Source organism: Gemmatimonas sp. (assembly GCF_046594945.1).
Lineage (GTDB): Bacteria > Gemmatimonadota > Gemmatimonadetes > Gemmatimonadales > Gemmatimonadaceae > Gemmatimonas.
Window position 1 is genome coordinate 1 of sequence record NZ_JBKJRB010000172.1, and the last position, 9,959, is coordinate 9,959.

8 protein-coding genes and 1 pseudogene are annotated in these 9,959 nt (G+C 63.7%); 8 read left to right on the top strand and 1 reads right to left on the bottom strand.

Going from position 1 to position 9,959, the window contains the following annotated elements; translation table 11 throughout:
- Both ACLL97_RS20965 and ACLL97_RS20970 read left to right on the top strand, forming a co-directional pair.
- Positions 1 to 934: pseudogene (locus ACLL97_RS20965) on the top strand (phosphoketolase); the annotation flags it as partial.
- 8 nt (positions 935 to 942) lie between these two features.
- Positions 943 to 2,208 (top strand): glucoamylase family protein, encoded by a 1,266-nt coding sequence (locus tag ACLL97_RS20970; protein ID WP_411282438.1) that lies wholly within the window; start codon positions 943 to 945, stop codon positions 2,206 to 2,208.
- Between the two features lie 94 nt (positions 2,209 to 2,302).
- On the opposite strand, the gene ACLL97_RS20975 is transcribed toward ACLL97_RS20970, so the two are convergent.
- On the bottom strand, positions 2,303 to 2,533 hold the full coding sequence (locus tag ACLL97_RS20975) for a hypothetical protein (protein WP_411282431.1): 231 nt from the start codon (positions 2,531 to 2,533) through the stop codon (positions 2,303 to 2,305).
- Between the two features lie 272 nt (positions 2,534 to 2,805).
- On the opposite strand from ACLL97_RS20975, the gene ACLL97_RS20980 reads away from it, so the two are divergent.
- From ACLL97_RS20980 to ACLL97_RS21005, 6 genes are all read left to right on the top strand, one after another.
- Positions 2,806 to 2,946, top strand: a complete 141-nt coding sequence (locus ACLL97_RS20980; RefSeq protein WP_411282432.1) for a hypothetical protein — start codon at positions 2,806 to 2,808, stop codon at positions 2,944 to 2,946.
- Positions 2,947 to 3,150: 204 nt separating this feature from the next.
- Entirely contained in the window at positions 3,151 to 3,411 is a 261-nt protein-coding gene (locus tag ACLL97_RS20985) for a hypothetical protein (RefSeq protein ID WP_411282433.1), read from the top strand.
- A gap of 54 nt (positions 3,412 to 3,465) precedes the next feature.
- The gene (locus ACLL97_RS20990) at positions 3,466 to 3,885 is read left to right on the top strand and encodes a hypothetical protein (RefSeq protein WP_411282434.1); all 420 of its coding nucleotides are present in this window, start codon (positions 3,466 to 3,468) and stop codon (positions 3,883 to 3,885) included.
- A gap of 268 nt (positions 3,886 to 4,153) precedes the next feature.
- Positions 4,154 to 5,581, top strand: coding sequence for a TolC family protein (locus ACLL97_RS20995; protein ID WP_411282435.1), 1,428 nt, complete (start codon positions 4,154 to 4,156; stop codon positions 5,579 to 5,581).
- On the top strand, positions 5,578 to 6,840 hold the full coding sequence (locus ACLL97_RS21000) for an efflux RND transporter periplasmic adaptor subunit (RefSeq protein WP_411282436.1): 1,263 nt from the start codon (positions 5,578 to 5,580) through the stop codon (positions 6,838 to 6,840). The genes ACLL97_RS20995 and ACLL97_RS21000 overlap by 4 nt, the downstream gene beginning before the upstream one ends.
- A gap of 3 nt (positions 6,841 to 6,843) precedes the next feature.
- Positions 6,844 to 9,959 (top strand): efflux RND transporter permease subunit (locus ACLL97_RS21005; RefSeq protein ID WP_411282437.1); only part of this gene is annotated, 3,116 nt, incomplete at its 3' end.

Consider the following 9,959-nt stretch of genomic DNA (forward strand, 5'->3'; position numbering starts at 1 on the left):
ACTATTCAATTGCTACGAGGCGTTCATCCACATCGTGGATTCGATGTTCAACCAGCATGCCAAGTGGCTGGAGGTCACGTCACACCTGCCGTGGCGACGGAAGATCGCCTCGTTGAACTACCTGCTGGCCTCGCATGTCTGGCGACAGGATCACAACGGCTACACACACCAGGACCCCGGCTTTATCGGCCATGTCATGAACAAAAAGGCTGAGATCGTGCGGGTTTACCTTCCGCCCGACGCCAACTGCCTGTTGTCGGTGATGGACCACTGCCTGCGCAGCCGCCACTACGTCAACGTTATCGTTGCGGGCAAGCAGCCTGCGCCCCAGTGGCTCGACATGGATGCCGCGATCACACACTGCGCAGCCGGGCTCGGTATCTGGACCTGGGCCAGCAACGATGACGGCCATGACCCCGATGTGGTGATGGCGTGTGCGGGCGATGTGCCGACGCTGGAAACGCTGGCTGCAGTGGAGATTCTGCGACAGCACGTCCCGGATCTCAAGATCCGTGTCGTCAACGTCGTGGATCTGATGACGTTGCAGCCGGAGAAGGAGCACCCGCACGGACTGAGCGACGCGGAATTCGACGCGCTTTTCACACGCGACAAGCCAATCATCTTCGCCTTTCACGGCTATCCGTCTCTCATTCATCGCCTCACCTATCGGCGTACGAACCACGGGAATCTCCACGTGCGCGGATACAAGGAGGAGGGTACCACGACCACGCCCTTCGACATGACGGTGCTGAACGATCTCGACCGGTTTCATCTGGCCGCCGACGTGATCGATCGCGCACCGGGGCTGGCCGCGCGCGCCGCACCCGTGAAACAGTTCCTTCATGACAAGCTGGCCGCGCATACGAGCTACATCCGCGAGTACGGCGATGACATGCCCGAGATTCGCGATTGGGCATGGGGCGCGGGCCGCTAGTGGACGACATGCTCCACGCGCTGCAACGCGACACGTTCGCGTATCTGCTCGACCAAGGGAATCCTGTCAACGGACTCGTCGCGGACACGACGGCCGATGGTGCACCGGCCAGTATCGCGGTGGTGGGATTTGCGTTGGCGGCGTATCCCGTCGGGGTGGAGCGCGGTTTCTGCTCCCGCGCATGGGCTGCGGAGCGCACGCTCACGACGCTTCAGTTTTTCTGGAACAGCCCGCAAGGTGTCGAGCCAGATGCCACCGGATACAATGGATTCTACTACCATTTTCTCCACATGCAGACCGGACGTCGCGTGTGGGAGTCCGAGCTGTCGACGGTCGACTCGACCTACCTGCTCGCCGGCATGCTGACCGCCGCCGTGTACTTCGACGGCGACACGGACGACGAGGCGCAGATTCGTGCGCTTGCCGACGCACTCTATCGGCGAGTTGACTGGCGCTGGGCGCAGAACGGCGGAGCTACCGTGACGCATGGCTGGAGGCCGGAGAGCGGGTTCCTGCCGTACCGATGGCAGGGCTATGACGAGGCGCTGCTGCTGTATGTGCTGGGCCTCGGCTCCCCGACGTGTCCGCTGCCGACGGAAAGTTACACAGCCTGGACGTCGACCTTTGCATGGAGCTCGCTCTACGGGCACGAGCTCCTCCACGCCGGTCCGCTATTCATTCATCAGTTCTCGCAGCTGTGGATCGATTGCCGTGGAATCCAGGACGCATTCATGCGCGAGAAGCGCATCGACTACTTCGAGAACAGCCGCCGAGCCACCTACGTGCAGCAGGCGTACGCCGTGCAAAACCCGTTCGGGTTCGTGGGCTACGGCGAGTCGGCCTGGGGTCTGACCGCCAGTGACGGCCCCGGGCCGGATCTCCGTAACATCGACGGCGTCGAGCGTGAGTTCTTTGGGTACCGCGCTCGCGGAGTGCCGAATGGTCCCGACGACGGCACCCTCGCGCCGTGGGGCATCATCGCCTCGCTGCCATTTGCGCCGGAGATTGCGCTGCCGGCTATTCGCCACTGTCAGGAAGTGTATCCGCAGACGCGTACGTCATACGGATTCATCGGCAGCTTCAATCCGACATACCCCTCGACATCGGACGATGGATCCGGGTGGATTTGCCCTGTGCACCTCGCCTTGAATCAGGGGCCCAACGTATCCATGATCGAGAACTACCGGACCGGCTTTCCCTGGAAGCTCATGCGAGGCAGCGCATACATCGTTGCCGGGCTGCGGCGCGCCGGCTTCACGAACGGCTGGCTCTGACGCTCTCCTGAAGCACGATCGATATTTACGATCCTCCGCGCAGTCACATCCCCAGCCGCGGTGCAGCGGTTCGTTCCGTCGAGTCTTCGCCATCTCACCTCGTCTGCGTCTTCACGATGTCTAAAAACCGACGGGGCATTCGCCGCGTGGTTTCGCGCTCTCTGAACGCCAAAAACACTCGATACCAGGAGAAGTCGGGACCCGCGCGGACATAGACGCGCTCCTGGGCAGGAAGCTGAATCGGCACGGGATCGTCCTCTGGCGGGAGTGCATCGAGAACCTGATCGAAGAACGACTTGAGCGCAGTTTGCGCGACGAGCGCCATGAGCGGCTGCGTGGTAGAGAAGTTCTGCCACGAATGGGGACTTGCGGAAACATCGCCTGCATCGTCCGCGCATCGTACCGCGATGATCAGCAGTTCGTGATGCAGTATCTGATGGTTCGGTTGTGAGCAAGGACCAAACGGTCTGCGACACACGGCGGCTACGCCGAGTTCAGCCCGCCCTCAGGTCGGGCTTATGTCCTTGGACTATTCATCTGCACGGCAGGAAGGAGACGAAGTCGATCGCCCAACATCAGCAGTACAGGGAGACACACATGTTTCACTTCTACGATGGGTATCACCTCCTCGGCATGCATATGCTGTGGTGGCTGTTCTGGGTCGCATTCCTGGTTATCGGCTTTGGAATGTTCGAGCCCGTGTCGCGGCGCAAGGTGAACTCGGATAGCAAGCGCTAGCATGAACTTCCTCGGCACGTCCACGACCGTTTGCGGAGAATGGGTGTCCTTGGTAATCGCGCCTCAAGAAAGCGGCATTATCCTCGTCACCGGATCGAATAGCGAGATCGGGCAAGCGGTCATGCGACAGTTCGCCGGGCGTTTTCCGCAAGTCGTGGAATTCGACCGGAAGGCGCCCCCGCCGCCCCCGCGGGCTGTACCTACATGCCCGTCGAGCTCACCTCGGACGACAGCGTTCGCGACGGGCTGCACGTGCTTGACGAGTATCATGGTATGCGCATCGCTTCGGTGATTCATCTGGCCGCCTACTGCGACGTTTTCGGCGCCCCAAGCACGAAGTACGATGAGGTCACGGTGAGGAGAACGGAGAGGCTGTTGCGCGGTTTGCACGAAGGCGGCTTCCAGGTCGAGCAGTTCGTGTTCTCCAGTACGATGCTGGTGCACGCGCCGGGAGAGCCCGGGTAGTTTATTGCCGAGGACTGGCCGATCAATGCGACCTGGGCATACCCGGAGTCGAAGGTGCGGACTGGACAGCTGCTTCGAAACGGGCGGGGTGACATTCCGGTCGTGATGCTGCGCATTTTCGGCGTTTGCGACGACCGCTGTTACTCGATTCCGCTCGCGCACCAGATCCAGCGCATATACGAACAACTGATCACCAATCGGTACTACTCCGCGTCGACCGCGCACGGCCAGGCCTTTATGCACGAGGACGATCTGGTCGATGCGATCGAACGCGTGGTGGAACGCCGCGCTCAGCTGCCGCCGCCCCAAAAGAGATTCCGAACCGATGTCGCGTACTACTTCAGCCGCAAGCCCGCTGACAGCATCGAGCCGTTGACTCGCACGGCGCTTCAAGCCGCATTTCCGACGGAGCACGCGTTGCATGATCGCGTTGATGCGCTGTTCCGATCGGTCGCGGAGTTGGCAAGCAATTGATACGACCCACCGGACATACCGCGCGCCGTATCTGCTCCGATGCCTGACGGGTCAGCAACGCCCGGTGCGGTAATGTCGCAGTGCGATATCACGACCTCCGACGGCATCGTTCGCTCACCACGCGCGTTCGCGTTCACCGTCAGGGAATCACTGACTCCATGTGATCGGCTCCCCGACTGAGCATTGACCGTGCGCCATGCATGTTGGTGGATCAGCGATTCTCGCAACCGTGGTGGCCGACGTGAACACCTGTTCGTGTAGCACCGTCATGACGTGGCTTGCGCGGCGTCGGCGCGCCCGTCGGGAAGCCGAGTACGAAGACCGCCGCTTCAAGGCGTCGATCTCGCGATGGGTCGGAGCGTGCGCTATGCGAGCGGTAGGCATCGTCATGCCGGTCATCGCGACCAGTACCGTTCCGGTCGTTGCCAACGCACAGGTCGCGGAGATTGCGCGCAAGACATCGCGCACAACGACGCTGCTACGCGCAGACTCTACGGTGGATCTCGGCTGGGTGTATGATGCTGTCGATCGGGCAAGTCCACGCGTCCGGGCTGCGCAGGCGTTGGCACGCGCGACCGCAGCCCGCGTGCCGGGAGCCACCCGCCCACCGGACCCCGAATTGCAGTTCGGGATGATGAATTACCTCATACCTCGCCTCACGCCCGATCCGACGCTCGGAATGCGTCAGGTGCAGCTGATGCAGATGTGGCCACTGCCGGGAAAGCTTCGTGCGGCTGGCTCGGCCGCCCGTGCGCGCGCTGAGGCCGCGGAGGCGCGGGCGGCCGATGTGCGTTGGGATGCGCGTGCGTTAGCCGCGATGGCGTTCTATGAGCTGTGGTCGTCGCGTGCGCGTCAGGTGATCGCAGGCGAATCCAGGCAGCTGCTTGGTGATGTAGCCGCGGTCGCTCGGGCGATGTATCGGGTGGGCGACGGACGGCAAGCGGATGTGTTGCGGGCACAGGTCGAGATCGCACGCATGGATGAGGAAATCATCCGTATGCAAGCAATGGCTGAGGCAGCGCAGGTCCGACTCGCCGCCTTGGCCAGTGTACCCGAGCGCACGCTCGATGCGTCAATGGTGCTGCCCGTGTTCCCGGAATCGTTACCGCCCCGCGCATCCATGGAATCGCTGGCCTTGACCGGACGCGCGATGCTCGCTGCCGGCGAAGCGATGGTGCGCGCTGCTGCCTCCGATGCGCAGCTGGCACGGCGAGAGCGGTGGCCCGACCTCAGACTTGGACTGCAGTACGGTGAGCGGAAGATGGACATGGGCACCGACCGCATGGGCAGCGCCATGATTGGGGCGAGCCTACCGATCCACGCACGCTATCGACAGGCGCGCATGCGCGACGAGGCCGCTGCGATGAGTGCCATGGCGGAGTTTGAGCTGCGTGATATGCAGAACGAAACGCGCGCGCGCGTCGCGGAGGTGTATGCGACGCTCGCGCGGGCCCGTCGCCTCGCCACGCTATATCGTACGACGATCGTGCCTCAGGCCGACGCGGCAGCAATGTCCTCCCTCGCGTCGTATCGAACGGGGGCCATCGATTTCATGGCGGTCCTCGACAACCGGATGACCGTGAACCGATATCGGGAAGAACTGTTGGCGCTGGTGGCCGAGGAAGGTCGCGCCTGGGCAGAAATCGAGATGCTCACGAATCGCGAGTGGGTACCACTCGTAGGGCGGTCACGATGATCGGCGGTAGTCGCACCGCACGTCGGCTCGTCAGTCTAGCGCTGCTGATCGGCGCCCCGGTGCTCGCGATCGTGTTGGCGTGGCGCATCACGCGTCCCGCGCCACTGCCACGGCCGACGTCGGAAGCAAACGCGCACGACGCCATGTCTCCCCTGTCGGGCGACAGTGCGCGCACGGTCATGCTCGACGCTCGCGCGCAGCGCCGCATCGGGGTGACGTACGCGCCGGTGCTTCTCGGTGCGCTGGGGCGCGAGGTGCGGACGGTCGGTCAGGTCTCGGTCGATGAAACGCGCCTGCGTATCTTCGCACCGAAGGTGGACGGATGGGTGGAGCGACTGTACGTCGACTACGTCGGGAAACCGGTGGCGCGGGGGACACCGCTGTTCGCGCTCTACTCCCCGATGCTCGTTACGGCGCAGGAGGAATTGTTGCTCGCGCGTCGGCTCGCCGACACCGTGTCGGGCGCCGGTGTCGAGACGCGCACGGGCGCGGCTGACCTCGTGGCGTCAGCACGGCAGCGCCTGCGCTGGTGGGATGTCACCGAGCAGGATATCGCGCGTATCGAGCGTACCGGTGTAGTGGAGCGCACGATGACGTTCTATGCGCCTACCGGCGGGGTCGTGCTCGAGAAAAACGTGACGGCAGGACAAAAGGTGATGGCCGGCGATGCGCTGTACCGTATCGCGGATCTCTCGTTGGTGTGGGTGGATGGCGATGTGTACGAACGCGATCTCGCCAGCCTTCGCGTCGGTCAGGACGTCGTCGCCACGTTCGAGGCGTTGCCGGGCGAACGATTGACTGGTCGCATCGCGTATATCTATCCCACGCTCTCACCGGACACGCGAACGGCTCGGGTCCGCATCACGCTGGCGAATGCCCGCGGGCTCCTCAAGCCCGGCATGTACGCGACGCTGCTCATGGCCACCGATGCCGAGCAGCGCGTCCTGAGCGTGCCGAGAGGTGCTGTGTTGGAGACGGGTGGACGCAATCTCGTATTCGTGGTGCGTCGCGATGGACAGCTGGAACCGCGACAAGTAGACATCGGCGCGGCCGCAGGCGACCGGATCGAGATCATACGTGGTGTGTCCGCGGGCGATACGGTCGTGGCCTCGGCGACATTTCTCATCGACGCCGAGTCGAATCTGGGCACGGCACTTGGTGGCATGGGCAACATGCCGGGGATGGACGTGAACACCAAGCCGGTCGTTCCGGTACCGCCGGTGCGCAGCACCCCCGCGCCGTCGCGACCGCGGCGCTGATCGATGCTGCCAAAGATCATTGCCTGGGCGATCCACAATCGCCTCACCGTGATTCTGATGACGGCGATCCTGACCGCGGTTGGTGCGTGGGCGCTGCTCACGACGCCGCTCGAGGCGATCCCCGATCTGTCCGACGTGCAGGTAATCGTGCAGGCCGACTTCAGCGAGCAGGCGCCGCGCATCGTCGAGGATCAGGTCACCTATCCTATTGCGGCGGAAATGCTCAAGGTGCCTGGCGCACGCGGCGTGCGCGGCTACTCGTTCTTCGGCGTCTCGTTCGTGTACATCATCTTCGACGACGGCACCGATCTGTATTGGGCCCGAACGCGCGTGCTGGAGTACCTCAGTGCACTGCGCAGCAAGCTGCCGGCGTCCGTGACGCCGTCTCTCGGTCCCGACGCGACGGGCCTGGGTTGGATCTACCAGTACGCGCTCGAAGACACTACCGGCCGCCTCAATCTGGCCGAGCTGCGCGGCGTGCAGGACTGGTACCTGCGATACGCGCTTACTGCCGTTCCAGGCGTCGCGGAGGTCGCCAGCGTGGGCGGGTTTGAAAAACAGTATCAGGTCGACCTCGATCCCGCCAAGCTGCTCGCCTATGGCATTCCGATCACGCGAGTGATGACCGCGTTGCAGAGCGCCAACAGCGATGTCGGCGCCATGGTCATGGAGCTGTCAGAACGCGAGTACATGGTGCGTGGCCTTGGCTACCTGCGCGGCATCGCCGACATCGAGCAGGTCGTCGTCGGCACCACGGCCAGCGGTACGCCGGTGCGCGTGTCCGAAGTAGGTCGAGTCAGCGTTGGCCCTGCGGTGCGTCGCGGGCTTGCCGATCTGGATGGACGCGGTGATGCCGTTGGTGGAATTGTCGTGATGCGCTTCGGCCAGAATGCGCTGGGCACGATTGAGCGCGTAAAAGCACGACTGGCCGAGGTACAGGTGGGTCTGCCGCCGGGTGTTGTGGTGCGCCCCGTCTACGACCGGAGCGCGCTGATCAATGAATCGATCGGTACCGTGCGCGCGACCCTCCTCGAAGAGGTCATCGTTGTTGCGCTTATCTGCATGGTCTTTCTGCTCCACGTCCGCTCGTCGCTGGTGGCGGTCATCACGCTGCCCATCGGTGTGCTGATCGCCTTCATTGGGCTACGGGCATTCAACATCGGCGCCGACATCATGTCGCTGGGCGGCATCGCCATCGCCATCGGCGAGATGACCGATGCCGCGATCGTGATGGTCGAGAATATGCACAAGCATCTCGAGCGTCGTGCGCCAGCGGGCCAGACGTCCATCAATACGGCATCACTCTCGGCGGACGAGCGGCAGGCGATCGTGCTGGCAGCGGCAACCGAGGTCGGCCCGTCGCTGTTCTATTCGCTCCTCATCATCACCGCGTCGTTCATCCCGGTGTTCACGCTGCAGGGGCAGGAAGGGCGGTTGTTCACGCCACTGGCGCTCACGAAAACCTTTGCGATGGCGGCGGCGAGCCTGCTCAGCATCACGCTGGTGCCGGTGCTGATGAGCTTTTTCATTCGCGGGCGCATTTTCACCGAGAGCCGGAGCCCGCTCAGTCGGGCAATGATCTGGGCGTACAGGCCCGTGCTACGCTGGGTGCTCGATCGACGCTGGGTCGTGATCAGCGGAGCGGCCGTCGTGTTCATCTTGACCTGGATCCCGTTTCAGCGCATTGGCAGCGAGTTCATGCCGCCGCTGGAGGAAGGCACGATCCTGTTCATGCCAAGCACGCTGCCCGGCATCAGCGTCGCGCGCGCACGTGAACTGCTCCGACAGCAGGATGCGATTCTGCGCACGTTCCCCGAGGTGGCGAGCGTGTGGGGCAAGGCCGGCCGCGCCAACACGGCCACCGATCCGGCTGGCCTCGACATGACCGAGACCACCATCGCGCTCAAGCCCAAGCGTGACTGGCGGCCTGATATGACGTACGACAAACTCGTTGCCGCCATGGACTCGGCCGTCAAGTTGCCCGGTGTGACGAACGCCTGGACGATGCCGATCAAGGGACGCATCGACATGCTCGCTACCGGCATTCGGACGCCAGTCGGCATCAAGCTCTATGGCCCCGATCTGGCCGTCCTGGAGCGGCTCGGAAAGGAAGTCGAGCAGCGAGTGCAGGCGGTACCGGGCACACGTAGCGCGTTCGCTGAGCGCGCCGTGAGCGGGTACTATCTCGATATCGCAATCGATCGCGCCGCCGCGGCACGCCATGGATTGAACATCGACGATATCCAGACGGTGATCGCCACGGCGATCGGTGGCATGACGATCACGCAGACGGTCGAAGGGCGCGAGCGGTACGGCGTGCGGGTACGCTACCCGCAGGAACTGCGCGATACCCCGGAACGCCTCGCGGCCGTGCTGGTGCCCGTCATGCACGGCCGCCGATCCGATGGCGCAGCACCGCGGCCGATGTCCGCGCCCGGAAGCATGGCGCAACGTAGCGGCGGCGCGCCCCCGATGGCGGAGGGTGGTGCGTTGCAGATTCCACTCGGACAGGTCGCGACTATCCAGCGCACGGCGGGCCCGATGGTCGTGCGGACCGAGAACGCTCAGGTGACATCGTGGGTGTACGTCGACGTCGTCGGGCGCGATATCGGAAGCTATGTCGCGGAGGCACGCGAGCTGGTGGACCGGACCGTGCGACTTCCCCCCGGCTATAGCCTGATTTGGAGCGGCCAATACGAGTACATGGAGCGCGCCAAGGCCAAGATGCAGCTGGTCGTCCCGGCAACGCTGGCGCTCGTGTTTCTGCTGCTGTACTTCAACTTTCACAACGTCGCGGAAACGCTCGTTGTCATGCTCGCCATCCCATTCACGCTGGTGGGCGGCGTCTGGTTTCTGTGGCTGCTCAACTACAACTGGTCGGTCGCCGTCACGATCGGCTTTCTGGCGCTCGCCGGCGTAGCCGCCGAGACGTCGGTGATCATGCTGGTGTATCTCGACCAGACGTGGGCCGATCGCCGCGCGAAAGGCAACACGCTGACCATGACCGATGTGTCGGCGGCGATCATGGAAGGCGCCGTGCAGCGTGTCCGGCCGAAGATGATGACGGTGGCGTCTACGATGATCGGCTTGCTGCCGATTTTGTGGAGTACCGGAACGGG